General features: G+C 54.8%; 22 protein-coding genes. 13 read left to right on the top strand and 9 right to left on the bottom strand.

All coding sequences use genetic code 11. The annotated features are described in order from the left end of the window. Nucleotides 1-6 precede the first annotated feature (6 nt). A complete protein-coding gene (locus CSTAT_RS09865) occupies nucleotides 7-663 on the top strand; it encodes an SOS response-associated peptidase (RefSeq protein WP_075723315.1) in 657 nt (218 codons plus the stop codon). On the opposite strand, the gene ybaK is transcribed toward CSTAT_RS09865, so the two are convergent. After that, nucleotides 646-1,119: a Cys-tRNA(Pro) deacylase gene (gene ybaK / locus CSTAT_RS09860; RefSeq protein ID WP_075723313.1), complete on the bottom strand. Its 474-nt coding sequence runs from the start codon at nucleotides 1,117-1,119 to the stop codon at nucleotides 646-648. The two genes, CSTAT_RS09865 and ybaK, sit on opposite strands and share 18 nt — an antisense overlap. Nucleotides 1,120-1,137: 18 nt before the next feature. Here ybaK and CSTAT_RS09855 point away from each other — a divergent pair, with 18 nt between their 5' ends. Beyond that, nucleotides 1,138-1,740: a sigma-70 family RNA polymerase sigma factor gene (locus CSTAT_RS09855; RefSeq protein WP_066836820.1), complete on the top strand. Its 603-nt coding sequence runs from the start codon at nucleotides 1,138-1,140 to the stop codon at nucleotides 1,738-1,740. A 490-nt stretch (nucleotides 1,741-2,230) separates the two neighbouring features. On the opposite strand, the gene CSTAT_RS14005 is transcribed toward CSTAT_RS09855, so the two are convergent. Beyond that, nucleotides 2,231-2,305 (bottom strand): 50S ribosomal protein bL37, encoded by a 75-nt coding sequence (locus CSTAT_RS14005; RefSeq protein ID WP_095066802.1) that lies wholly within the window; start codon nucleotides 2,303-2,305, stop codon nucleotides 2,231-2,233. A gap of 86 nt (nucleotides 2,306-2,391) precedes the next feature. Continuing rightward, the gene (locus tag CSTAT_RS09845) at nucleotides 2,392-2,652 is read right to left on the bottom strand and encodes a WhiB family transcriptional regulator (protein WP_066795645.1); all 261 of its coding nucleotides are present in this window, start codon (nucleotides 2,650-2,652) and stop codon (nucleotides 2,392-2,394) included. A 459-nt stretch (nucleotides 2,653-3,111) separates the two neighbouring features. Between CSTAT_RS09845 and CSTAT_RS09840 the strand changes: the two genes are divergently transcribed. Further along, entirely contained in the window at nucleotides 3,112-3,555 is a 444-nt protein-coding gene (locus CSTAT_RS09840) for a hypothetical protein (protein ID WP_191372999.1), read from the top strand. On the opposite strand, the gene CSTAT_RS09835 is transcribed toward CSTAT_RS09840, so the two are convergent. Both CSTAT_RS09835 and CSTAT_RS09830 read right to left on the bottom strand, forming a co-directional pair. Further along, nucleotides 3,545-4,783 carry an Rv3212 family protein gene (locus CSTAT_RS09835; RefSeq protein ID WP_075723310.1) on the bottom strand — a complete coding sequence of 413 codons (1,239 nt, stop codon included), beginning with the start codon at nucleotides 4,781-4,783 and terminating at the stop codon, nucleotides 3,545-3,547. The two genes, CSTAT_RS09840 and CSTAT_RS09835, sit on opposite strands and share 11 nt — an antisense overlap. Further along, nucleotides 4,780-6,015, bottom strand: coding sequence for a DEAD/DEAH box helicase (locus CSTAT_RS09830; protein WP_075723898.1), 1,236 nt, complete (start codon nucleotides 6,013-6,015; stop codon nucleotides 4,780-4,782). The genes CSTAT_RS09835 and CSTAT_RS09830 overlap by 4 nt, the downstream gene beginning before the upstream one ends. Before the next feature lie 103 nt (nucleotides 6,016-6,118). Between CSTAT_RS09830 and CSTAT_RS09825 the strand changes: the two genes are divergently transcribed. From CSTAT_RS09825 to CSTAT_RS09790, 8 genes are read left to right on the top strand one after another with little or no spacing between them, the layout of a single operon-like run. Next, nucleotides 6,119-6,343: a DUF3107 domain-containing protein gene (locus CSTAT_RS09825; protein WP_066795640.1), complete on the top strand. Its 225-nt coding sequence runs from the start codon at nucleotides 6,119-6,121 to the stop codon at nucleotides 6,341-6,343. 21 nt (nucleotides 6,344-6,364) lie between these two features. Then, nucleotides 6,365-7,309: a DUF3152 domain-containing protein gene (locus CSTAT_RS09820; RefSeq protein ID WP_075723308.1), complete on the top strand. Its 945-nt coding sequence runs from the start codon at nucleotides 6,365-6,367 to the stop codon at nucleotides 7,307-7,309. 12 nt (nucleotides 7,310-7,321) lie between these two features. Beyond that, nucleotides 7,322-8,098: a hypothetical protein gene (locus CSTAT_RS09815; protein WP_066795633.1), complete on the top strand. Its 777-nt coding sequence runs from the start codon at nucleotides 7,322-7,324 to the stop codon at nucleotides 8,096-8,098. Further along, nucleotides 8,095-11,259: an ATP-dependent DNA helicase gene (locus tag CSTAT_RS09810; RefSeq protein WP_083640817.1), complete on the top strand. Its 3,165-nt coding sequence runs from the start codon at nucleotides 8,095-8,097 to the stop codon at nucleotides 11,257-11,259. The genes CSTAT_RS09815 and CSTAT_RS09810 overlap by 4 nt, the downstream gene beginning before the upstream one ends. Beyond that, the gene (locus tag CSTAT_RS09805; protein ID WP_075723307.1) at nucleotides 11,246-14,482 is read left to right on the top strand and encodes an ATP-dependent helicase; all 3,237 of its coding nucleotides are present in this window, start codon (nucleotides 11,246-11,248) and stop codon (nucleotides 14,480-14,482) included. The genes CSTAT_RS09810 and CSTAT_RS09805 overlap by 14 nt, the downstream gene beginning before the upstream one ends. 59 nt (nucleotides 14,483-14,541) lie before the next feature. Then, on the top strand, nucleotides 14,542-15,648 hold the full coding sequence (locus CSTAT_RS09800; protein ID WP_075723306.1) for a potassium channel family protein: 1,107 nt from the start codon (nucleotides 14,542-14,544) through the stop codon (nucleotides 15,646-15,648). After that, nucleotides 15,649-16,377: an NAD(+) diphosphatase gene (locus CSTAT_RS09795; protein ID WP_075723304.1), complete on the top strand. Its 729-nt coding sequence runs from the start codon at nucleotides 15,649-15,651 to the stop codon at nucleotides 16,375-16,377. Further along, the gene (locus tag CSTAT_RS09790; protein ID WP_075723303.1) at nucleotides 16,374-18,452 is read left to right on the top strand and encodes an ATP-dependent DNA helicase UvrD2; all 2,079 of its coding nucleotides are present in this window, start codon (nucleotides 16,374-16,376) and stop codon (nucleotides 18,450-18,452) included. Before CSTAT_RS09795 ends, CSTAT_RS09790 begins: the two co-directional genes overlap by 4 nt. On the opposite strand, the gene CSTAT_RS09785 is transcribed toward CSTAT_RS09790, so the two are convergent. Then, complete coding sequence (locus CSTAT_RS09785; protein WP_244892831.1) at nucleotides 18,449-19,312, bottom strand: hypothetical protein; 864 nt, start codon at nucleotides 19,310-19,312, stop codon at nucleotides 18,449-18,451. The two genes, CSTAT_RS09790 and CSTAT_RS09785, sit on opposite strands and share 4 nt — an antisense overlap. Before the next feature lie 70 nt (nucleotides 19,313-19,382). Between CSTAT_RS09785 and CSTAT_RS09780 the strand changes: the two genes are divergently transcribed. Next, nucleotides 19,383-19,901 (top strand): M48 metallopeptidase family protein, encoded by a 519-nt coding sequence (locus CSTAT_RS09780; protein ID WP_075723300.1) that lies wholly within the window; start codon nucleotides 19,383-19,385, stop codon nucleotides 19,899-19,901. On the opposite strand, the gene CSTAT_RS09775 is transcribed toward CSTAT_RS09780, so the two are convergent. Further along, nucleotides 19,902-21,368: a zinc-dependent metalloprotease gene (locus CSTAT_RS09775; RefSeq protein WP_075723299.1), complete on the bottom strand. Its 1,467-nt coding sequence runs from the start codon at nucleotides 21,366-21,368 to the stop codon at nucleotides 19,902-19,904. It abuts the gene before it with no gap. A gap of 81 nt (nucleotides 21,369-21,449) precedes the next feature. Between CSTAT_RS09775 and CSTAT_RS09770 the strand changes: the two genes are divergently transcribed. Next, nucleotides 21,450-22,517 (top strand): YlbL family protein, encoded by a 1,068-nt coding sequence (locus CSTAT_RS09770; RefSeq protein WP_075723297.1) that lies wholly within the window; start codon nucleotides 21,450-21,452, stop codon nucleotides 22,515-22,517. Between the two features lie 78 nt (nucleotides 22,518-22,595). Here CSTAT_RS09770 and CSTAT_RS09765 read toward each other — a convergent pair whose 3' ends face one another. After that, a complete protein-coding gene (locus CSTAT_RS09765; RefSeq protein WP_075723296.1) occupies nucleotides 22,596-23,258 on the bottom strand; it encodes a beta-N-acetylglucosaminidase in 663 nt (220 codons plus the stop codon). 59 nt (nucleotides 23,259-23,317) lie between these two features. Further along, nucleotides 23,318-23,848, bottom strand: coding sequence for a PPA1309 family protein (locus CSTAT_RS09760; protein ID WP_075723294.1), 531 nt, complete (start codon nucleotides 23,846-23,848; stop codon nucleotides 23,318-23,320). Nucleotides 23,849-23,965: the final 117 nt, after the last annotated feature.

Here is a 23,965-nt window from a genome sequence, read left to right as displayed (position 1 = left end):
AGAGCCATGTGCGGACGATTTGTTTTATTCACCTCCGAGCTCCTAGACCACGTGGGAAAGCTGCCTGGAATTAAAGAAGTCCACGCCCCCGACGGAGTGCCAGGACCTAGATACAATATTGCCCCGACGATGATGGTGCCCGTCATCCGCGTCCAAGAATCCCTAGCCCAAGTGGATCCGGGGCGGTGGGGGCTTTTGCCACACTGGAAAAAGGACCTCGAGGGGCCACCACTGTTTAATGCCCGCGGCGAAACTGTCGCGTCCAAGCCCTCGTTCCGGGATGCCTACAAAGGCACAAATGGATCTGGCAGGTGTGTGATTCCCATGAACGGTTATTACGAGTGGCATGAGAAAGTCCCGAATTATGTCACCCGCAGTGACGGGGAGCTGATGTGGGTAGCAGGGCTATGGGCAACCGGCCTAGACCGACTGTCAGCCACCATGGTGACCACCGAAGCCCTAGAACCCATGGATTGGCTGCATAACCGACTGCCACGCTTTTTAACGGAAGAAGAGATCCGCCCGTGGCTTACAGGGAGCATGGATGAGCAACTTTTGCAGCCGACGCCAAAGCAGCTGCGGGAGCTATTTGAAGTTCGCCCGGTGGATAAAGCAGTGGGCAATGTCAGAAATGATTATCCAGAGTTAATTGCTCAAAGATAGTTGGCTAAAGGTGGCATCGCAAAGCGCTGCAAGCGATGTTGGCGAGATTTCTAGCTCTAGCCCTCTGCGACCCGCGGAGACATAAATCGTGTCATGGTCTTGCGCACTGGAATCAATAGCCGTAGCAAGCTTCTTTTTCTGCCCCAGCGGGCTGATACCGCCGGGGACATATCCGGTGGAGCGCTGCGCCTTCGCCGTTTCCGCCATGGCTGCTTTGGGCACGCCGAAAGCCTTCGCCGCGCGCTTGAGGTTGAGCTTTTCTGGCACCGGAATAACGCACACGGCTAACTTGCCGGTGGATAATTCAATAACCAGGGTTTTGAAAATACGTGTGGGATCTCCACCCATGGAATGGGCTGCATCCTCGCCAAAATTGCTGGAACCGGCATCAAAAGTATGGATGGTGTGCTGGGTACCGGAAACTGCCACTACCTGTAGCGCTGGAGTTTTTGCCATGAGGTTAGAATAGTGAAGATGGCTGCCAATACTACAAGGAGGACGCCAGTGGCTGATTCTTTCGAGGAACAAGCGCTCCCGCTGCTTGATCAGCTCTACGGTGGCGCCCTGCGCATGACCAGGAATCCGCAGGATGCAGAGGACCTGGTTCAGGAAACCTATCTGAAGGCTTTCAACGCTTTCGATTCCTATAAACAGGGAACGAACCTCAAAGCCTGGTTGTACCGGATTATGACCAATACCTATATCAACTCCTACCGGAAAGCCAAGCGGCGCCCCACGGAGTCTTCTGCAGATGAGCTGACAGATTTTCAGCTTTATACCACCTCCGGCCATGACTCGACGGGCCTCGAATCAGCGGAAGTTGCGGCCTTGAAGTCCATGCCGAACCAGACGGTGTCGGAGGCCATGAATGACTTGCCGGAGGACTACCGGATGGTGGTCTACTACGCCGATGTTGTCGGTTTAGCCTACAAAGAAATCGCTGACGTAATGGAAACTCCTTTGGGAACCGTGATGAGCCGGCTTCATAGGGGAAGAAAATTACTGCGAAAGGCGTTGAAGGATGTAGCCCGTGAACAAGGAATTGGAATAGGACACCCGGATATGGAGGACAACTAATGTCGAAAGAAGATCACTCGCGGTGCAGCTCCGAAGAAATAGAGCGTCTGTGCTGCGAACTTCTAGATAATTGCACCTCTGCGCAAAGAGCCGAAGAGATTCGCACTCGCATTTCGGAGTGCTCGTGTTGTTCCTCGCGCCTGGACTCGGAAGAGACTGTTCGCCAGATTGTTAAAGGATGCGACAAGTCGACGCATGCGCCAAAAACGCTGCGGGAAAAAATCAGTTACCAAATTCACATGTCACAAACGACGGTGCACTGGCAGGGCTAGGCCTGCTTCGCCGTAGTATCCGCGATGGTGCTGCGTCTTGGCATGGCTACAGCCTAGTTGCCAAAGATAACTAAGGGGAGTGGGGCAAACTGGGAAGGCTTTGCATGCCTATTTCTTTTGCTCGCGCTAGCGTTTCTTTCTCCAGTCATTGAAACCCACCTTGCTTCAGATCGTCAAAGACCCCGTCAAATTAATGACGGGGTCTTTGAGGGCTTGTCTTATGAGTTAGGACGCTTGCCGCGGTTAGCGGACTTCTTACGGCGATCCTTACGCTTACGACCACGCTTGCTCATCGCATACTCCTTATATTGGGGTCAAATGAACTTCTGTTTACTTTAGCGGCAAAGAACGCCGGGACATAAATTGGGGTGGGTATCTCTTAAGCGGAGATACGGGTGCGGCCGCGGCCGCGGTTGCGACGACGCTTGAGTGCGCGACGCTCTTCTTCAGACAGTCCGCCCCAAACACCAGCGTCCTGACCGGACTCCAGGGCCCACTTCATGCACTGGGTTGCAACAGGGCAACGGTTGCAGACAAGCTTTGCTTTTGCGATCTGGGAAAGTGCAGGGCCGGAATTTCCTACTGGGAAGAACAGTTCTGGGTCTTCATCTCGGCATACTGCTTCGTGGCGCCAATCCATGGTTAATGCTCCTAACTAGTTTTTAAAAGACAGCGGTTTCACGCGTTGCGCGCAGGCAACGCAAAAGTGTTCGTGGTTTGTGCCAAGAGGCGGTGAGTCAGTGGGAATCAGGTTCGCGTCGCTCGACCGCGCTATTTACTTGGCGTTAACTTCGGGCTTACCCAAAGTTAGGAACTGTTAAACAGTTCGTTGTTTTTGCTACTTGGAAATAATCGCACGTTTCCCTACCGTTGGCTAGGGGTAAAGGTCAAATTGTGACTAACCTAACGCTTGTCACCCCTGGTGACTTAAGAATATTAACCAACTTAGGGTTGACTTACTTAGACCCCCGGGTGGATAACCTGCAGTTTTTAAAAAACACACGTGAGTGTACTTTCGTGGTGTGCGTCAAATCGCATGTGGGGAAGGGGGTGGATGTTGGTTAACCACCGCGCACCAAACCAAAGTATGATGTGGCGCGTGAGCCAAAAGAATAAAAAGCAAGTGACAAAGGGGCCAACCCCACCGCCGTCGATCCTCTACGCGGCGATTTTAGCCTCGCTGCAGTCTTTAGTAGCGATCGTCTTTGGGGCATTTCTCATGGTGCGTGATTTTACGGGGGCGGAAAATGATTCGATGGTGACATCGACAAGCACTGCTTCGCACGTGGGCACAGGAACCGCCATCTTCATCTTCATCATCTTTGGATTTGTCATCGCCTCATCCTGGGCGATGACGCGCGGCAAGCGATGGGGACGCGGTGCCATCGTGCTGGTGGAATTCATCCTCGGCGCGAGCTCTTTCCAGATGATGACTGGCGGATCCATCCTCTTGGGAATTGTAACCTTAGTATCCGCCATTTTGACCGTATTTTTGATCTTCGGCGTGAAAAGCTCCGGCGAATGGTTCGCGCTTAACTACTAGTTAACGCCACCAGCTCGCCGTCGCGGGCTTCCACAATATTGCCATCAGCAATAGCGAGATAGACCTCGCCGGCATAACCTTCGCGGTCCACGGGGATGCTGCGTTGGACATCACCGGTAGTCCAATCGATAACATCAATGCCTTCGCGGGTGGGGACTAAGGCTTTGTCCCCAGCAGTTACTCCCGTGCCAATGGCTTGCTCTATAACCTGCGTAACGCGCAGGGCAGTCGGGGTAAACAGATATAGACGCTCGCCATCGAACCACGTCATGTGGTGTGGTAAATCAGCGGTCGCAGCCGCAAAAGGCGATGCCGAGTCACGGATTTTTGCAGAGGGGGCAACATCCGTGCGTGAGGTTTCCTGGCCGTCATCGTTATAGGAGATGATCGCAGGCCTTTCACCTGGCACATATACTGCTGCGGCGGATTGTCCAACGGCAACAAGACGTGCCCCATCACCGTCGATGGTGACTTCTTGCGTTAACTCCGGCTCGCGGGAATCTTCCGGAGTAGTCGTTTGAAAGCGCAAATGATCTACTTGTGTGTTCCCGGGGCATGATTCGGAGACGACCAGCAGTTCTGTACGCGTGAGTGCTGAGTTAATCGTGCATTCTTCGTGCGGTTGCAAATCGGGTTCTTGCTTGGCTTCAACATCGCCATATTCGACGGTGCGCACCAAATCAGAGCGCCATAAATCCACGCGGTCAGAAGATACCGTGCCCACGCGGTCATTAGACGAGATCGCAATGACTTCATCAGAGTTATTCGCGCTGCGGGTATGGGCATAGTGGCCAGTCGCGGCGTCAATGGCGACCACATCACCGCAGCCGCGGCCGTTGCGGAAAGTAATGACCACGCGATTCCACGCCGTGGCTAAAGAACAAATCTGCACGTTATCGCGGGTATAAGTCCATGCTGTGGAGCCATCTGGATTAGTTGCGGTAACGGTGTGTGCATCATTGCTAATGAGCAAACCTTGAGCAACTACAGGCTTATACACCCCAGGCACACCATCATGTGGCACCCGGAATGCTTCTTCCAAGGAGTTGGGTACAGAGTCTAAAAGCTCTGCTTGATGTTCAGCACCAGGAGGTGACACTGGGCTTAAGGACGCGTGCGAAATATCTGAATTTGCAACGCTCAGTCCCACCGCGGCAGCGGTAACCGCCGTGATAACACCAAGTGCGAGCCAATCAGCGCGCGTGCGGCGCAGTATGGGGGCTTTCATCGGCGGCGACCACCACCGCCAACGCCTCCGCCAGCAACTTTGCGTGCAGGTCCCACAGCGTCTTGAGCATCAGCCGGGATATCTAGCTTGTCGATGAATTCTTCTGACGTACTAAACCACTGCGGCGGCTCAGGCTGGCCCAGGTCTAATTCCGAGTCAATAGCCTGCCACTTGTGCAGCTCGTCGAAGCCAACCAAAGTAATGGCGGTTCCAAAATTACCCGCGCGGCCGGTGCGACCAATACGGTGGACATAAGTCATGGCGTCATCCGGTACCTGGTAGTTGATGACGTGAGTGACATCTTCAACGTCAATGCCGCGGGATGCCACATCGGTGGCCACTAAGATTGGAACTGTGCCATCGCGGAAACCCTGCAGGGCTTTCTCACGTGCTTGCTGGTGCAAATCCCCATGCACTGCACCAACATGAAAACCTAAGTCAGCTAATTCCTGCGCAGTTTGCGCCGCCATGCGCTTAGTGCGAGTAAAGACAATGGTGCGACCGCGGTCGGGTACTTGCAAGATTCTTGATAACACCGGCAGCTTATCCATGCGGTGGGCTTGGAAAATTACTTGTCGCGTCGAAGCGTGGGTGGGGGCAGCTGATTCTGAATCAGCACGAATATGCAGCGGCTGCGTCATGAAAGTCCGCGCTAGGCGCACAATCGCGCCGGGCATCGTGGCCGAAAAGAGCATGGTTTGATGCGGGAAGTCGCTCAGAGCCGCCAAAATCTTTTCGATATCGGGCATAAAGCCCAAATCCAGCATCTCGTCGGCTTCATCGAGAACTAAGACGGAGACTTTATCCAGGCGTAAATCTTTGCGCTGATAGAGATCAAGCAACCGACCTGGGGTGCCTACGACAACGTCGACTCCGGCGCGCAAAGTTGCCCGTTGTTCATCAAAGTCGCGGCCACCTAAAATCGTTGCTACGCGCACGGGAATCTGGGCCGCAGCGATAGCTAAATCATTAGCCACCTGGACCGCCAATTCACGGGTTGGAACCACCACTAAGCCGCGCGGCGATCCGTCCAGTTCAGGCACGTCAGCGGCGTCAAAAACGCGGTCTAATAAAGGAACCCCGAAACCGTAGGTTTTACCCATGCCGGTGCGGGCTTGGCCGATCAGATCGGTGCCGGATAATGCGATCGGCAAAGTAAGTTCTTGGATGGCAAAGGTATGGGTAATACCTCGGGCCGCGAGCGCGTCGCAGATCTCTGCTGCAACACCCATGGCCGCAAAGGTCGGCGAAGTAGTGTTGTTAACTGACACACCTAGATACTATCTGTCGGGGTTATAGTGGGGCTAGTAAGTGAAAAAGATAGGAGAAATTTTTATGGATATTAAGTTCGGTTTCGCTGATACTGCTCGTGAGCTTGTCATTCGTGTGGCAGGTGAGCAGGACGGTTACCTGCAGCAAATTAATGAGGCACTTGCTAATAACTCGAATGTTGAAATCGAGGATGAAAAGGGCAAGAAGTTCATCGTGCGCACCGACCGCGTTGTCTACGTTGAGGTGGGCAGCACCAGCCAGCGCCAGGTTGGTTTCGCCGGCGTATAAGATCCCGGTAACCTAAGGCACATGAATTCTTCTAGGCCCAATCTTTCTCGCGCGTCACAGCGTCTAGAAGCCAACCCTGTTGTACAAAAAATTGTGCATTTCGCTGAAGAATTTGGATGGTGGCGAGTTGTTGCCATCCCAATTCTGGCGGTGTTGACGGTTTGGGTCCTAGTAGATATTGCGGTGGATAAGTCGGCAGCCAATTCGCAGCCGGCTACTGATGCCACCTCGGTGCAAACTTCGCAGCAGGCTGCGGAGCAAAAGCCTGAAGAAACCGGCCCGGATCCAGCAGAAGTTGATGCTGCAGTAGCAGCGGTAACCAATGCGCTTCCCGCCGGTGGGGCTTTTTCCGACGGCGGCGATGGCACTTTCCGCCCCGTTGGTACCCCTGGTCAAGACGTCGGGGAAGGACGCGAAGTTATCGTCCGCTATTCCGTGGAAGTAGAAAACGGAATTGATACCACCCCTTATGGTGGAGACACTGCCTTTGCCACGATGGTCGATGCCACCTTGGCAGACCCACGCGGTTGGTCGAAGGACAATCGCTATAAATTTGTCCACGTGCCGGCAGATTCTCGCCCGGATACCCGCATCCAGCTCACGTCTTTGTCGACTGCAGCGGAGCTATGCGGTGCGGAATTAGAGACGGAGACTTCCTGCCACACCCGTATTACTGGGGAATCGACGGTCTTGCTTAATGAAGCTCGCTGGGTGCGCGGCGCACTTCCTTTTGAAGGCGACTTGGGCAATTACCGCCAGTACTTGATTAATCATGAATTTGGCCATGCCATAGGTTATGCCGAGCACCAGGCTTGCGGTGGCGATAAAGAGTTAGCGCCAGTGATGATGCAGCAGACTTTGTCACTCAATAATGCTGAGCTGCTCAAGTTGTCTCCGGAAGAGGTCTATCCTGACGAAGACATCACGTGTAATCCAAACCCGTGGCCTTATCCGCAAACCAAGTAGGAAGGAAAATCGATGGCACAAATTGCATCTCCGCAGCCTTCTGAGCAGGTTTTAAGTGCTTTTAACGCGAGCGTTAGCCAACCGGAGAAAATGTCCGGGGCTTGGGATTATGGGTGGCGCATGGGCGATGTAGTCTTTGCACGCGCGACCGATATCGCCGCTTGGTCAGCCAAGCTTCGTCTTAAGCTAGAAATTCCCGGAGCACGTGTGGTGCGCCCCATGCGCGCGACCGATGGCAGGTTTGTGGTCGGCGGTTGGAAGGCCAATCAGCATGTGCCCGGAGAGCTGAGCAAGCGTGTCGATGAAACCGCAGCGCTTGCTTTGCGCTGGGATGAAGTCTTGCTGGAGCAGTCCGAACAGGTGCTTGCGCGGGATGATGTATTCGCACAAGCTGAAGAAATCGCCTGGAAAGAAACTGGCGAAGGCTACCAAGAACTACCCGCCAATCGCCCTGTGGTCATAGGCCATGCAGATTTGCTGGGCACCACTATTTACTCCGGTTCTAAGTCACCTGCGATCGTCGACGTTATTCCCACGGCTGCACCGCGGCCGAAAGGCTACTCGGCGGCTTTAGTCATTGTTGATGGACTCATCGCCGGTGCGTGTGATGACGGTATTTGCGATCGCTTTGCGCATGTTCCGTGCATCGACCAGCTGCTTTTGCGTGCTATTGCCTATCGCAGGCACGTTAATAACCTGCACCCGGAGTCGAAATCGTACACCCGTTCACACATTGAGAGGGTCGAAGAATATCTGTTGTCCCGTGTCAATGCGACAATGGGTGCATGAGTCTTGAGGGAAGCATTGATCTTGCCACGCGTTTAATCCCGCGTGAACAAAATATCACCCCGCGCACCTGGGATCTTTCCTTTCCCACCGCGGGGTCTTATGTGGTGAAAGGAACCGCTGGCTCGGGCCTGACCAGCTTTTTAGCAGATACTGTGCTGCACCAGATTGAGCTAGGACAAAACCCCGATAGCATCCTGGTGGTTGCGGCATCGAAAGAATCTGGCTCGCGTCTGCGCGAAGATATCACCACACGCTTGGCAGCGGCGCAAGGTCAAGAATTTATTGCCGAATCCGCCATTGTGCGCTCGGTTCACTCACTGGCCTTTGCTTTGTTGCGACAAGATAGCGACGAAGAAATTCGTCTGATTACTGGTGCTGAGCAAGACGCCGTTATTCGCGAGCTGCTAGAAGGGCATGTAGAAAATAATGCAGGCGACTGGCCGGCAGAGATTCGCCCTGCCTTGGGCTATGTCGGTTTTGCCCGCCAACTACGTGACTTTTTATTGCGCGCCATCGAAAGGCAGCAAACCCCAGACTCGCTCATTGACTTGGGCACACAGCATAACCAGCCCATGTGGACTGCAGCCGGGCACTTTTTGCGTGAATATGAGCAAGTCATGGCGCTATCCGGCATGCACTCTTATTCTGCAGCAGAGCTGGTGACCCAAGTGCTATTGCGCGAGCACCTTACGCAATCACATCCGTGGGAGACCATTGTGGTGGATGAGGCACAGCTTTTGGATCCCACCTCAGGTGAGTTGATTCGGCGTCTAGCGAAGTCGGCCAAGTTAGTTGTTATCGGTGGCGACCCTAACCAGGCGGTCTTTGCTTTCCGCGGCGCAACAACCGACTTTTTAGAAACCTTTCCAGCGCAGCACCAACTCGATTTGTCTACGCCATTGCGTAATCCCGAACCAGCGTGCGTGAGCATCGTTGATTCAGAGCGCACGCAACGCGACGTTTTGGCGGACTTTATCCGCCGGCGCCACTTAGATGACGGGGTGGCGTGGAAAGACATCGCGTGTATTGTGCGCTCTTCGGGAGATTTAGGTCTGATCCGCCGTACCTTGCTGGCCGCTGGCGTGCCCGTACACATCAATCCCACGGACGTTGTCTTATCTGAACAACGCCTTGTGGCGGCGATTCTTTTAGCCGTGCGGGCGCTTGAAGAACCACTGGATAATAAAGACTTAGAAGAACTTTTAACGGGTCCCATCGGTGGTGCTGACCCAGTTGGCTTGCGTCGCCTGATTCGTGCGCTGCGCCGCTGGAAGCCAGAAGCTCGCGGTATGGATATGCTGCGGGAGATTCTCGCGAGCGAAGAAATCGAGGAGTCTTTGCAAGAAGTTCTCAACAACTACGAAACCGCGGCCTTAGAGCGCATCATTGGCATCTTAAATAGCGGCCGCGAAGTGCTTAAACACAATGGCTCGCCGGAAGAAGTGCTGTGGGCGATTTGGCATAAGACCGAGCTAGCTAACCGTCTGCGCAACTCGTCCCTGCGCGGTGGCGCTACGGGTTCACAAGCAGACCGTGACTTAGATGCCATGATGAGTCTTTTTGACGCCGCAGGTGACTACTCAGAGCGTCGCCCCGGCGCCGAACTTAGTGCCTTTATCAACCACATCACCGAGCAAGTACTACCGACCGGTGTACGCGATAGGCGCACGGCTGTGCCGGATGCCGTAAGCATTCTCACCGCGCACGGTGCAGTTGGCCGGGAATTTAACACCGTGGCCGTCGTTGGCGCCCAAGAAGGTGCCTGGCCGGCGTTGGGGGAGACCGGCACTATCTTTGCCCAAGAAGAACTCATCGATCTAGTGGATTTGGGCATCGATCCAAATATTCCCGTCAACAACATCGCAGACCGCCTGCATGAAGAACGCCGTCTATTCCACGTTGCCACCACGCGGCACACTTCACGCATGCTGTTGGTAGCAATTGATAATCCAGATGGTGATGAAGTTGCTGAACCATCACGCTTTATTGATGAATTCGCTAATCGTGCAGGGCGTGCTCGCAATATCCCTGAGCAGTTGCAACGACTGGCGCGGCAAGAAACCTTCCGTAAGCAGTTGCTTGCTCGTGAGATGGGGTTAGAACCGCCCGCGACCGTCGAGATACACGAACCTGACAAAGAAATCGATCCGCTGCAAGTATCCGTGTTATCGGTGTCGTCGTTTATTGCCCAGATGCGCACGGTGGTCGGGAACCCTCAAGCAACTGAGGCCGCACGCGCACAAGCTGCCCGGCAACTTGCGCGTTTGGCTGAAGCTGGCGTGCCGGGTGCTGACCCTGCTCAGTGGTGGGCAACCCAGACGATCTCTGAAGAAAAGCCGTTAAATAACAATCCACGGCTGAGCCCCTCGCGCATTGAGGCGCTGTTGAAGTGCCCGTTGAACGCGATGTTGAAAGACACGGCAGATAACACCAGCGATACTTACCACTTGGTGCGTGGCAACCTGGCTCACGCATACATGGAAGCGCTAGGACGTGGAGCTGATGAAGAACTAGCGCGCCGGGAAACCGTCGAGGCATTCTCCCAGGTTCAGACCTCGCCGTCCTGGAAGCGCGCGCAAGAGCGTGAAGAGTTTGAACGGTTATTGGTGCGTACCAACCAGTGGATTCAAGAAACCCGCGGAGTGCTAGAGCTTGTCGATGTGGAAGTGCGCGTGGACGTGGAAACCGAGCCAGGGGTGCGCATTCGGGGCTATATGGACCGTCTGGAGCGTGCCGTCGGCGAGAATGGCGAGCACGGTGGCCTGCGCGTTATTGACTTAAAGACGGGCGCGTATAAGCCCTCTGATGAAGAGACTTCTGCGCACCCGCAGCTAATGGCCTATCAACTGGTGCTTGCCCACGGTGAACTGCGCCAGGTTGACGGTTTCACCAGGGTAGTTTCCTCGCCGCAGGGAGAAGAACGCGATGGCGCGACCTTGGTATATCCGGGTGTGGATACGAAGAAGATTGGCACAGCAGAACAGGCACGGAAAGAAGATGAGGAGCTGGCAGAGTTCGCAGCGGCGCTGCCGCCTTTGCTGGAGGAATTAGCTGGCCCGCGGGTAACCGCCAGGATCAGCTCCGAGTGTGATCGCTGCCCACTGAAACCCATTTGCCCGGTGCAAGCTGAAGGAAAGGTGACTACTGATGTCAACGCCTAATTTTTCTCCCGCGGATATTGCCGCGGCAGTCGGCAAAAAGTTTGCGCCGACCGATGAACAAGCTCAGGTCATTGCTGGTGGACTCGGCCCGAAGCTGGTGACTGCGGGCGCAGGCGCCGGAAAGACCGAAACCATGGCATCACGCGTGGTGTCTTTGGTTGCCAACGGATTGGTGCGCCCCGAACAAGTACTAGGCCTGACCTTTACCCGCAAGGCCGCACAGCAGCTGGAACAGCGCATCCGCAAATCCTTGATTCAACTGCGCGATACAGGATTGTTCGCCCCAGGCAGTGAGGTGGCTAAGTCTTTAGAGTCGATTGCGCCGAAGGTATCTACCTATGACTCTTATGCGGGTGAATTGGTGCGCGAATATGGTTTGTACCTGCCGGTCGAGCCCAGCGCGCGGCTGATTACTGATGCTGAGCGTTTCGCGATTGCCCATGAGATAGTCAGCAACTTCGAGGGTGAGATGACCACGAAGACTTCGGTGGCAACCGTGGCGCAGACCGTGCTGAAACTCGCGGACAACATGGGCAATGTGCTCATGAGTGAAGAAGATATCCGCGAGCATGCACGGATTATGCTCAGCGATGCCACTGAGCTGCCGAAAGCGCGCAAGAGTGGCCCGGAGTTTTCTCAAGAATTACAAAAGATTCTCGATGTGCAAAGAATTCGCGTGGAGTATCTGGAGCTTGTTGCAGCGGTGCAAGCAGAACAGCATGCTCAAGGAGTAGTTAGTTTCGGCGAGCAGATGTCTTTTGCAGCGCGCGTAGCTGCCGCAAACCCAGGCATTGGTGCGATTCAACGTCAGCGCTACCGCGTGGTCATGCTTGATGAATATCAGGACACTTCGCACTCGCAGCGTGTGTTATTGCGCAGTCTCTTCGGCGGAACTGCGCACCCGAATCTTTCCGTTACTGCCGTCGGTGACCCGATGCAGGCGATTTATGGCTGGCGTGGTGCGACCACCGAGAACCTCAACGAGTTTGTGAGGGACTTTCCTGTAGACGATTCCACTCCGGCGCCACAAGATCAGCTGACGGTGTCGTGGCGGAATCCTTCCCGCGTGCTGGATTTAGCCAACGTTGTTGCAGATGACATCTTTGCCGGCGCTAATCCGCGCCCAGTCGATAGGCTCAGCGCGCGTCCTGGCGCCGACGACGGCGATGTGCAGTTGGGATATTTTGAAAGCCAAGAAAGAGAGCGCGAATTCGTTGCACGTCATATGCGCGCAATCTATGACAAAACCCAAGAAAATAAAGATCCTTTAAGCGCGGCTATCTTAGTTCGCACCAACCGCCATGCGGCCGAGATCGCACGCCACTTGGAAGCAGAAGGCGTGCCTTATGAAATCGTTGGCCTAGGTGGTCTTTTGTGGGAACCAGAAGTCCAAGACCTAGTCGCACTCGCAACCATGCTGGTACGCCCGCAAGACTCTGCTGCAGCACTGCGTATCTTGGCCGGTCCGCTATGTGGGCTGGGCATGTCGGACATTTTGGCGTTGAGCCAGCGCGTGGACAATATGACTGGCGCATCGGATGAACGCGTCGTGTATGCCCCAGGTGATGATCCGCTCGAGCACCTGCGCGCGCAGCTGCACCGGCAAGTAGCTAGTGCCACCACACACCGTCCTGAGCAGGTGTTGGGATTAGCTGATGCCGTGGCCGATATGGGTGAGGCGGAGCGCTATACCGAGGAGGGGCGAGGGCGCATCGAAAAGCTCGCGTCGAAGCTGCGCCACCTGCGAACCTATTCTTTGGGCAAATCCCTAGCTGACTTGTTTTCTGATATTGAAGCTATCTTCAACCTGCGCACCGAAGTGCTGTCGCGAAACCGTGCCGGCGGTGCAACGCATCTGGATAAATTTGCCGATATTGTTGCTGGTTATCAAGGAGATAGCCTCGGCGGCTTGCTGGATTTTCTGGACCTTGCCCGCGAACATGAAGATGGTCTGGATCCCGGCGAAGTCCCGGCTGTCGATGACCGCGTGCTGGTGCTTACCGTGCACAAGTCCAAGGGCTTGGAATGGGAGCATGTCTGTGTCCTGCATGCGGATTCGACGACGTATGGTGCCAAAGCGAATTCTTTCATCACCAAAGTCGAACAGGTTCCCTCTGATGAGGATGTGATTGAACCGGAGCCGCAATATGACAAAAATGGCGATGAGAAACCGGTAACGCGCACGGATTATGGCAAAGCGGCGAAGGCTTTGGATAAGCAGTACAAAGACGCCAACGCGGAGGAATCCGCGCGGTTGTTCTATGTGGCGATGACGCGCACGGAGAAGTCTTTGACCGTTACCGGCGGTGGCACCAATAGCTACAAGGCCGGCCATGGATCGAAGAAGGGGCCGTATGTTTACCTCGAGATGTTGGCGGAGAAATTCCCCGACCTCGTGGTGGAGTGGACTATTCCTGAAGACCCTGCTGATGAGGCTGCTGATACGGCGATGGATGCAGCGAAGTTTCCTTTCTTGCAGCCGACCCCAGAAGCACTTGCGGGCGCGCTGCTTGTCGATGCCGCTAAGCAGGAACTGCCGAAGGCACAATCCGGTGAGGAATTTGGGCTGTGGGAAAGCGATGCTACCGCACTGATTGAAGAACACCGTGCGCTGACCACACCGGTGATTGAAGTAACTATGCCCAGTGAGCTCACGGCCTCTGATGTGGTGAGTTTATCCACTGACCCGGAGGAGTTTGCGCGCCGGCGCCGTCGCCCTGTGCCTTTTAAACCAAATTCTTATGCCAAGCGCGGTACAGCCTTTCACTCGTGGCTGGAAGAACGCTTTGGCATGGAAGCCTTGCTGGAAGAAGATGAACTGCCAGGAACCGGCGAAGTGCCAATCGCTGATGTTGAAGCTTTGAAGGAGAAATTCCTTGAATCGGCGTGGGCGGATCGCACACCCTTTGCAGTGGAGACGCCATTTCGTTTTAACTCCGGTGGGCAGATTCTTAACGGACGTATGGATGCAGTCTTTAAAGAACCAGATGGCTCCTGGTTCGTGGTGGACTGGAAAACTGGCCGGCCACCACAAGGTCGTGATATGGACAATGCGGCGTTGCAGCTGGCCATCTACCGTGAAGCGTGGCGCAGAATTGTTGCCGATGGCCAACCGATTCGCGCCGGGTTCCATTATGTTGCGGACAATTTTACCTTTGAGCCGCAGAATCTTCCCGACGGTGATGCACTTGCGCGGCTGTTTTCAACGGTGGCCACGAAGTAGGTATATGCTTATCAGTCTTAATGGCTTCGCGCACGCAGAAAGGAAGGCGTCGGAAGGTTATGGCACAACGAGTGAAGCGGATGAAAAATCGGATCGCAGAGTCTTTTCGGCCCGGGATAGAGTTGTCTTCGCAGCCAGACCATGCACTGATTGATGTGATCACGGTGCCTCGCAACGACGTGGCCAGCCCGTGGCGGCAATTGGCTAAGCGCTTGATGTGGGCCTTTTCTCTGGTTATTTTTGTGACTTTCGTGGTCTATTTTGACCGGGAGGGATATAGTGAGGAGCTCACACTCATTGATGCAGCATATTATTCTTCGGTCTCATTGACTACAGTGGGATACGGCGATATTGTCCCCGTGACCCAGCAGGCGCGTTTAGTGAACTTGGTTGTTATTACGCCTGCTCGTCTTGCCTTCTTAGTGCTGTTGGTGGGTGCTACTTTATCTGTATTGACTGACCGAGCTCGCCGTACATTCCAGATTTCACGTTGGAGAAGAACTTTGCGCAACCACACCGTCGTTATAGGTTACGGAACCAAGGGTGCTGGCTCAGTTGCCGCCTTGCTTGCCGACGGCATCTCCCCAGCACAAATCGTAGTTATCGACCAAGATCGCGCGGCTCTTGCCAATGCAGAGCATCACGGACTAGTGACTGTCTTTGGTTCGGGGACTAAAAACGACGTGCTAAAAATCGCGGGCGTTGCGCACGCGGAAGCAGTAGTCGTTACCCCCTCCACGGATGACACGGCTGTGCTGTGCACTTTAGCGGTGCGCGAGTTGGCTCCATCGGCGAAGATAGTGGCTTCAGTTCGAGAATCAGCGAATCGGCACTTGCTGCTGCAATCTGGTGCTGATTCTGTAGTTACCTCCGCGGAAACTGCAGGACGCCTTCTTGGACTTGCCACCGTCACGCCGACAGTGGTGGAGATGATGGAAGACCTGCTCTCTCCAAATGAAGGTTTCTCGGTCGCCGAGCGTCCAGTGCGTGAATATGAGGTGGGCTCGAATCCCCGACACTTGGTCGATATTGTGCTGGCGGTTTTGCGCAATGGGGAATTGATTCGCGTTGATACCGCGGGTGCTTCGGCGCTTAAACCCGGTGACCGTTTGCTCTACATCAAACACGACACGGAAGACCCTTCTGAGATATTGGACGATGAGTAGATGTTTGTTCCGGTTACTGAACACGGCTTTGTGCCGGTTGATAGTACTGGCAAACCTATCTTGTTGGAGGCTCCGTCCGGGCAGATGACCGTGCGGGTATCCAAGTTTCCCGAGCTGTGGGCGTGCGCGATTTCCGAGGACCACGCTCAAAGTTTGGGAACGTTGGTCTCAGCGCGTGCTTTCTTCGGGGATCGACTCATGACGCGTGCGATCGGCATGATGAAGTATCGCTATCTGCACCGCTTTGACGCGGCGACAGGGCAGCGTCTGGAATTTCCGGATACTGGCGTGGTGGGACATTCGGAACAGCGTCCTGGAATGCTATTTCCCCGGGTTGATCCGGCAGTGATTACGCGGGTGCACCATCCAGAAAAGGATGCGATTTTGATGGGTCGTGACAAGAAGCGACCGCAGAATTTCTCGATCATAGCTGGCTATGTGGACATTGGTGAGTCCTTGGAAGAAGCCGCTGCACGTGAAGTCAAAGAGGAGACAGGGTTTGATGTCCGGGACGTGCGATACGTTGGTTCGCAGCCCTGGGTTTTATCGGGCTCTTTGATGGTTGGGTTTAGTGCGGTGGCAACCGAAGAGTCTTTGGAAAACCCCGGCCCGCGTGATGGTGAATTGGTTGAAGTCCGTTGGGTGGGCAAGACTGAGATTGATAAGTTGAATCTGCCAGGCCCAGGTTCAATTGCGCACAGGTTATTAGAGGAGTGGTATTCGCAGTGAGTTCCTTCGAGTTAGATTTGGAGGCGCTGGATGATGACCAGCGCGTTGCTGCAACCGCGCCCCGGGGACCGGTGTGTATTCTGGCTGGTGCGGGAACCGGTAAGACCCGCACTATTACCTATCGGATCGCGCACTTAGTTGACCAAGGTTTTGTCTCCCCGCAGCGCGTTTTGGCCGTGACTTTTACCTCGAAAGCAGCAGGGGAGATGCGCGACCGTTTGCTCTCGATGGGCGTCACTGGCGTTCAAGCACGCACCTTCCACGCCGCTGCGCTGCGCCAATTGCGGTATTTCTGGCCGCAGGTGGCAGGCGATCTGCCGTGGCGTTTGGTAGATAATAAATTCCCGATTGTTTCGCGTGCCGTGCGCAATGTCGGCATGGATCCTTCTAAGGAAACCGTGCGCGATATCTTAAGTGAAATTGAGTGGGCGAAGGCCTCGCTAATTTCTGCCGATGGTTATGTCGAAGCCTTAAAAGCGCACGACCGCATCGCGCCTAAAGACCCAGTGAAAGTAGCGAAGGTCTATCAGCGCTATGAAGAGTTTAAATCCCAGCCCGATGGGATGTTATTAGACTTTGATGACCTGCTTATTCATGTCGCGGGTGCTTTAGAAAATGCGCCCGCGGTGGCTGAGGAATTCCGCCAGCAATACCGCACTTTTGTTGTTGATGAGTATCAGGACGTCACGCCTTTGCAGCAGCGCGTGCTCAACGCCTGGTTAGGCGAGCGCGATGATTTAACGGTGGTCGGGGATGCCAACCAGACGATTTATTCATTTACCGGTGCATCCCCTGATTTCCTGCTCGATTTTTCTAAGACTTATGACAACGCCACAGTCGTGAAACTCCAGCGTGACTACCGGTCGACCCCGCAAGTAACGGACCTGGCGAACACGGTTATTGATAAAGCCGTCGGACGCGCTGCAGGCACGCGCCTGCGCCTGGAAGGTATGCGTGACCCGGGACCAGTTCCGAAGTTCCACGCTTATGAGTCAGAAGAAATTGAGGCGAAAGAAGTCGCCGGAGAAATTCTCACCCTGTTAAATCAAGGCGTTGCTGCGAGTGAGATTGCGATTTTATATCGCACCAATTTCCAGTCGGCGGTCTTTGAAGAAGCACTTGCTGATGCCGGCATTGTTTACCAAGTCCGTGGTGGAGATGGCTTTTTTCATCGACAAGAAATCATTGAAGCCACCCGCGCGCTGCATCGCGCAGCTCGCCGCACCGATCTGCCCTACGACCCAGTCGCTATTGCCAAGGCTGCGTTTATGGAAATCGGGCTCTCGTCTGCTGAGCCCGAAGGTGCTCAAGCACGTGAGCGTTGGCAGTCGCTGAGCGCGCTGGTGGATCTGATCTGTACCATCGTGCGCGACCAGCCCGGCATCGATTTGCCCGGGGTGATTGTGGATCTGCAACGCCGCGCTAGCAACAAACAAGCTCCCACCATGGAAGGCGTGACGTTATCAACGCTGCACGCGGCGAAGGGCTTGGAGTGGGACGCGGTCTTTTTGGTAGGCCTGACCGAAAAGCTTTTGCCCATTAATCAGGCGATTAAAGCCCAAGATGATCGCGGTGATGATGAAGCCATTGAGGAAGAACGCCGTCTGTTTTATGTCGGCATGACCCGCGCGCGCATCCACCTGCTGTGCTCCTGGGCGCTGGCGAAGACCACGGGCTCGCGCGCATCGCGCCAGCGCACGCGCTTTCTCGACGGTGTGGTGCCAGAGCTTGGCGATGCTTCCGCACACACCTCGCGTGCATCGCGGCCTAAACGCTGCCGGGTGTGCAATGGCTATCTCAATGCGCCCGCCGACAAAGTGCTGGGCCGGCACGAGACTTGTGAGTCTTTAGCTGATGAAGAGGTCTTTACTGCCTTGCGTCAGTGGCGTGCGCGGGTGGCCCAGGACATCGGCAAGCCAGCCTATGTCGTCTTTACGGACGCGACCTTGCTGTCGATGGCTGAATCCTTGCCATCTGATAAAAATGGCTTGCTGTCTATCTCCGGCGTTGGCCCGGCCAAGATGGAACAATACGGCGATGAAGTCTTAGAAGTGATTTCTTCAGTGCGCACTTAGGCTTGGAAACAGGCCGGGCACTGTGCGTGCGCGCCGACTAGTTGGTGCTGGGATTTGCCATAGATATCGATATCAAAAAGCTCCCCGGCATAAAAGCGCTTGTGCGGCGCGCCGGGCGGAAAGGGCCGGCCAGTCAGCCAATCAATAATGACTGCTGCCTGCGCGGTCACCGCCGCAAGCACCTGGTCATCTGGGGCGATGATGGTCTCTTCTAACTGCTCGGTAATGACTGCCCAGCGCGGGTCAAAAGCCGCGCGGTGAAGCTCAAAGCACAAAGGGCACGGACCTTTGCCTTTTAAATGCAAAGGTCCGATAAACCCGCGTGAATCCACGAGCGAAATAGGCATCCACGAACACGTCTTGGGCAGTGAATACAAGGCCGCGGCAACCTTCGTAGTCCGATACAACTGGTCAACAGCTATGACGACCGTGTCATCTTCCATGGTGGATAAATACACGCCCAGCGCTTCCCAATCCAGCGGTGAGCGCACGCCCAAACCGCGGTCGAAGCACATTTTGCGGATAGATTGCGCCAGCGGAGAATCTCCTAAAATCACCACACGCGGGGGAGCAGTTTCTAGGTGCATAATTCGATACTCCACTAAATCATGCAGCAAGCTGCGTGCAGCCAACATGGACATGCCCCCAGCTGCGAAAGCACGCTCCCACTGATACCTGGTACGTGCGCCCTCGTGCTGTCCTGCACGCAAGATTTCTACTAAAGTTTCAGCGTTGTGTGATTTAATTATGCCCGCGCGCGTGGAGTCTAACCCAAACTGGATGTGGGTCTCATCGCGTAAAAATATGCCAATATCGGTGCTGAGAAAATACCGTGCGCGTTCGCTGATATCTACTGTCATTATGTCTTACCCCCGTTTAAACTTCAGTCTGCCACGAAGTGGAAATGGGCGCAGGATAATATTGACTGTTATGTCGAGTAGTTCTGAAATGCCCGTCAAGGTCATCCGCTCCGCAAGGCGCAAGCGCACGGTGGCAGGACGCATCAACAGCGGAGTTTTAGAAGTGCGGATCCCGGGCTGGATGAATCAGCGAGAAGAAGCCGAAGCCGTTGCTGACATGCTAGCGCGGGTGGCTAAACGCACCACGACGCAGCATGCTTCAGATGAACAGCTGGCTCAACGCGCGCATGAGCTCAACGCTAAGTATTTAGACAATCGGGCAACTGTCGGCTCGATTCGGTGGGTGAGTAATCAAAACACTCGCTGGGGCAGTACGTCGCTTGCGACAGGAGATATCCGTATCTCTGACCGGCTACAGAAGGTGCCGGATTATGTTCTAGATTCGGTCATTATTCACGAACTTACGCACACGTTTATCCCCGGGCACTCCAAAGAGTTTTGGAACTGGGCCGATAGGGCACCAAAAGCAGAGCGCGCAAAGGGCTACCTTGAGGCCTTCGCGCGCTTTGGTCACATCCAAGAAGATTAATTACTTCTCATCGGAGTCAGAACCGGAGTCAAAATCAGAATCGGATTCGCCGTCCTTTTTGTCTTTATCCTCGGCGGCTGCGTCTGTATCTGAGTCAGAATCGACGTCTTGAGCCTTCTCAGTCTCTTCGTCTTCGCTTACACCCGTGTCGCCGCTGCGCAGCATTTCTTCGAGCTTGGCAAACTCGGCATCAAAGTCATCCGAGGGGGCATCGTCAAGCAAGCCGTCAATAAAGGCAGCAGGGTTTTCCAAGTGCTCTGCAGCAGGCAGAAGGTCTGGGTGGTCCCAGACGTGGTCACGCTTGTCCACACCAACAGCGATGGTGGAGCGGCGCCACAACTCTGCTGCGGCTTCAACCTTTGGAGCCCCAAATTCGATACCGACAACCTTGGCGAAAGCCTTTTCCGCAGAGCCGCCAGAGTTACGGCGGTTTTGCCACGCACGGGCCATCGCTGGGGTCGAAGGAATGCGCGAGCTAAGTGCCTCATTGACGACGTACTCAACCCACCCTTCGACTAGCGCCAGCAGGGTTTCCAGGCGCGCTACGGCAGAAGCATTACGGGAGGTAATTCGAGGGCTTAAGTCCATGCCTTGCAGCTTGCCGATGGCATCTTGAATCGCCTGTGGATCCCCAGATTCTAAGTTGAGCTCACGGGTTGCTTCCTCAATGTGGGAGGTGTCAATCTCCAAGCCCATGGCGTATTCCTCCACGGAGGAGACCAGGCGTTCTACCAGCCATGGAACGTGCTTGAACAGGCGCTGGCGGGCGGCCTCACGCGCTGCGATGTAAACCAAAATCTCTTGGCTTGGCACCTTCAAATCGCGCGCGATGGACTGAATATTGTGCGGCAAGATAGCCGTGATGCCAGTTGGAGCGACCGGCAAACCGAAGTCAGAGCCGGTAAGGGCCTGGCGGGCTAAATCACCTAAAGCATGACCTAATTGCATGCCGAAATTCATGCCAGACATTTGCGTCATCATATTGGCGATAGGGCCCATCATCTCACGGGCCTCCTCAGGCATGGACTCTAATTGCGCATCTGCCATGTGCTGGGCGACAGGGGAGACCATGCGCTTCCACATCGGCATGGTCTTATCCAGCCAGGTCTGCGCATTCCAAGCTTCTGTCGATGCAGAAGCAGTCGGAAGCGTGGTGTGCTCGTCTAACCACAGTTCCGCTAAACGCACGGACTCTTCGACCGCGCGCGTATCTTCAGCGCTAATGGACTTTTCAGAACCTAATTGCTGGCGTGCAATGCGCTCAGCCATCTCATAATTAACCGGGCCTGAGCCCTCCGGCGAATTCATGGAACTGCCCATGCCAGATAGCATGGCGCCGAACTGATTCAGCATATCGCCTAAGCCACCGCCACCGGCTCCGCCAAAGTTAAAACCGAATGGGTTGTTATTGCGATTGTTTTCGTCGTCGTCATCATTGTTGAATGAAAAACCGAATCCATTACTCATACTCCCAATGTACCCAGTGTGAGGTGGATATCTCCATGGTGATAGCTACGCTGACAGCGAACAAGGGTAGGGTATTTTGGCGTGAGTACACCGTCGAACCGTCGATTAACCACCTTGGCCTTGGGTGCTGTGCCCATCGTCGCCCTCGGTGGGTTAATGAGCATTGACCATATTCCTGGCACCGATATTTCTCTCACCGTGCCATATGCGGCCCAAGGGCCAGGGCCTACCGTGGATACTTTGTCGAGTGTGGAAGGCAAGGATGTCGTAGAAATCTCCGGCGCCGAAACCTATGACACCTCCGGCCAGTTAAACATGACCACGGTGGCTGTTCGCACGAATATGTCGCTGTCGCAGGCCATTGGCCGGTGGCTGACGACCAATGACACCATCGTGCCGCTGGAAACTGTCATTCCCACCGGTACGTCTTCTGAAGAAATGCAGGAAGCCAACCAACAGGCCTTTGTGCAATCAGAGGCAGCGGCCACCGTTACCGCGATGAATTACCTGGACATTCCCGTCCACGTGGTTGTCGCAGGCGTTATGGATGATTCCGCGGCTGTCGATAGGGTCAAGCCCGAGGACGTGGTTCTCGCAGTAGACGGCACAGAAGTATCCGAGCCTGCCGAGGTGCAAGAACTCATCCGCGCCAAAGCGCCTGGCGATGAGGTCACGTTGACCCTAGAAAATAACGGCCAGGAGCGCGAAGAAACCATTACTTTGGGCGAACACCCCCACGATTCCAAAATCCCGTTGCTGGGTGTGACCATGTCCTCTGCACCGCGCGATGGCATGAATGTCACCTATAACCTGCAAGACGTCGGCGGGCCTTCTGCAGGCATGATGTTTTCTTTGGCTGTCATTGACAAGCTCACCGAAGACGACCTCACCGAAGGACACTTCGTGGCAGGTACCGGCACGATTTCCGAAGATGGCACCGTTGGCCCCATCGGCGGCATTGAACACAAAGTCGAAGCCTCCAAAGAAGCAGGAGCTGAGCTATTCCTAGCCCCAGCTGCCAACTGTGAGGCGGCCACCAGCCGCGATCACGGCGACATGGTCATTGCTTCCGTCGAGACCCTCGACGATGCCATCCACGCCATCGAAGACTTCGCCAGCGGGGCAGAGGTTAAGACCTGCGCGGAATAGTCTTCGCTAAAGCTCAGACTATTCCGCAAAGAAAAGGAAAGCTCAGGTTATTCCGCGGGGGAGAACGGAAAGCTCAGGTTATCCCGCAGGATCGTAGAGGCCGAGCTCAATGAGCCGGTCTTCGGGATCTTCTTGGTCGGTGGACAGCATCTGCTGCAGGACCAAGCCCTCCTTGTTATCCACCACTGTCAGCACGGCGGTGCTACCCAGCGTGGACCAGCCCACCACGCGGTCACCACTGTCCTCTAAGACGGTGGAGCTACGCAGTTCGGTGAGCACCTGGGTGGTCTGCGTTGCGCGGTTAGAGGATTTAGAAAACTGCATCTGGCCTACTTCTGGGCCGGAGCAGTTGTAGTTATGTTCGCTGCCCACGGAGTCGCAAGAATCGAATTGGGCGAAAAGCTCGCGCGGAGCAATAGAACCGAAGATTTCATAGGCAGCTTCAATGTCATCGCTAAAGTCGCTGGCGCTTGCCGATGTCGTCTCTGTCGGCTCGTCTGACTCCGACTCCGAAGGTTCTGCTGAGGTTGTCTCGGTGCTGGATTCAGACGAAGTTTCCGATGCCTCAGAGCTGGATTCTTCTGAATTCTCGGAGGTCGACTGCGAGGTTTCTGCCGCAGCAGAGGTCTCCGGTGCGGGTTCGGGAGCAGGTTCTTGCGTGTTGCCGCATGCAACAAGGGTCGCTGCTAAAAAGACAGCGCCAGTCAGTTCAATGATGCGCGGCTTGTGGGATTTAAGCACGGGAACCTACTCCTGAAAGTAATGCGTGAGATTTGCTTTTAATAGTCTAGACGAATCGCTTAAAGTAACTCATCTGGGTCTTGTTCCAGCCCATAGCGCAAAGCCGCAACAACTCCGGGCGCCACCTCAGGGCCACCGCGCAGCTGAATATCATCTTCTGCAAAAGGACCTGCCTCCGCGAGCTCTTCCTCGGTTGGGCGGATCTGCAACACAGTCAATTCCAAGCCTTCTTCACGCAAACATCCTGAAAAAAGTCTGGCAGGACGTGGCTCTGAATCTGGGGCAGCAATGTCTTTGAACAGAATCTCTTGCGCAAGCACCGCACCTTCAACCTGGCGCGGCCACGCGATGCGCGAGACATATTCCGCCAGCTCTTCTGAACCGGGGAGAATATTTTCTGGCAGGTTATCCTGCACAACCAAGGTTAGCGGCGCGGAGTCATCGTCAAGCTCAATTTGATCAACGACTAATTCGGTCGGAACCAATGCGAAAAGCGTTGGGGGAGCCTCCCAGCCCTCAGCGTGAACGAAGTCAACAGCTTCCATCATCGCTTTGTTTAATGCTTGTTGGTTAAAACCTGGGGAACTCATAAGCAACCTCATTCGTTAGCTAGATGGTACTGGCCTTAAAATTGGCCAACTAATAGACAATTTTGGCATACGATTTGATTGGAGCTGGCGTTGGTTTCACATACAGCCCAACCCTCC

Source organism: Corynebacterium stationis, from assembly GCF_001941345.1.
Classification (GTDB): domain Bacteria; phylum Actinomycetota; class Actinomycetes; order Mycobacteriales; family Mycobacteriaceae; genus Corynebacterium; species Corynebacterium stationis.
This window is presented reverse-complemented; position numbering and strand designations above follow the sequence as displayed.

Excerpts from the sequence above, each read along its gene's own strand:
- CSTAT_RS09865 (WP_075723315.1), top strand. The coding sequence starts at position 7 with ATGTGCGGACGATTTGTTTTATTCACCTCCGAGCTCCTAGACCACGTG.
- ybaK (WP_075723313.1), bottom strand. The coding sequence starts at position 1,119 with ATGGCAAAAACTCCAGCGCTACAGGTAGTGGCAGTTTCCGGTACCCAG.
- CSTAT_RS09855 (WP_066836820.1), top strand. The coding sequence starts at position 1,138 with ATGGCTGCCAATACTACAAGGAGGACGCCAGTGGCTGATTCTTTCGAG.
- CSTAT_RS09845 (WP_066795645.1), bottom strand. The coding sequence starts at position 2,652 with ATGGATTGGCGCCACGAAGCAGTATGCCGAGATGAAGACCCAGAACTG.
- CSTAT_RS09835 (WP_075723310.1), bottom strand. The coding sequence starts at position 4,783 with ATGAAAGCCCCCATACTGCGCCGCACGCGCGCTGATTGGCTCGCACTT.
- CSTAT_RS09830 (WP_075723898.1), bottom strand. The coding sequence starts at position 6,015 with ATGGGTGTTGCAGCAGAGATCTGCGACGCGCTCGCGGCCCGAGGTATT.
- CSTAT_RS09825 (WP_066795640.1), top strand. The coding sequence starts at position 6,119 with ATGGATATTAAGTTCGGTTTCGCTGATACTGCTCGTGAGCTTGTCATT.
- CSTAT_RS09820 (WP_075723308.1), top strand. The coding sequence starts at position 6,365 with ATGAATTCTTCTAGGCCCAATCTTTCTCGCGCGTCACAGCGTCTAGAA.
- CSTAT_RS09815 (WP_066795633.1), top strand. The coding sequence starts at position 7,322 with ATGGCACAAATTGCATCTCCGCAGCCTTCTGAGCAGGTTTTAAGTGCT.
- CSTAT_RS09810 (WP_083640817.1), top strand. The coding sequence starts at position 8,095 with ATGAGTCTTGAGGGAAGCATTGATCTTGCCACGCGTTTAATCCCGCGT.
- CSTAT_RS09805 (WP_075723307.1), top strand. The coding sequence starts at position 11,246 with ATGTCAACGCCTAATTTTTCTCCCGCGGATATTGCCGCGGCAGTCGGC.
- CSTAT_RS09800 (WP_075723306.1), top strand. The coding sequence starts at position 14,542 with ATGGCACAACGAGTGAAGCGGATGAAAAATCGGATCGCAGAGTCTTTT.
- CSTAT_RS09795 (WP_075723304.1), top strand. The coding sequence starts at position 15,649 with ATGTTTGTTCCGGTTACTGAACACGGCTTTGTGCCGGTTGATAGTACT.
- CSTAT_RS09785 (WP_244892831.1), bottom strand. The coding sequence starts at position 19,312 with ATGACAGTAGATATCAGCGAACGCGCACGGTATTTTCTCAGCACCGAT.
- CSTAT_RS09780 (WP_075723300.1), top strand. The coding sequence starts at position 19,383 with ATGTCGAGTAGTTCTGAAATGCCCGTCAAGGTCATCCGCTCCGCAAGG.
- CSTAT_RS09775 (WP_075723299.1), bottom strand. The coding sequence starts at position 21,368 with ATGAGTAATGGATTCGGTTTTTCATTCAACAATGATGACGACGACGAA.
- CSTAT_RS09760 (WP_075723294.1), bottom strand. The coding sequence starts at position 23,848 with ATGAGTTCCCCAGGTTTTAACCAACAAGCATTAAACAAAGCGATGATG.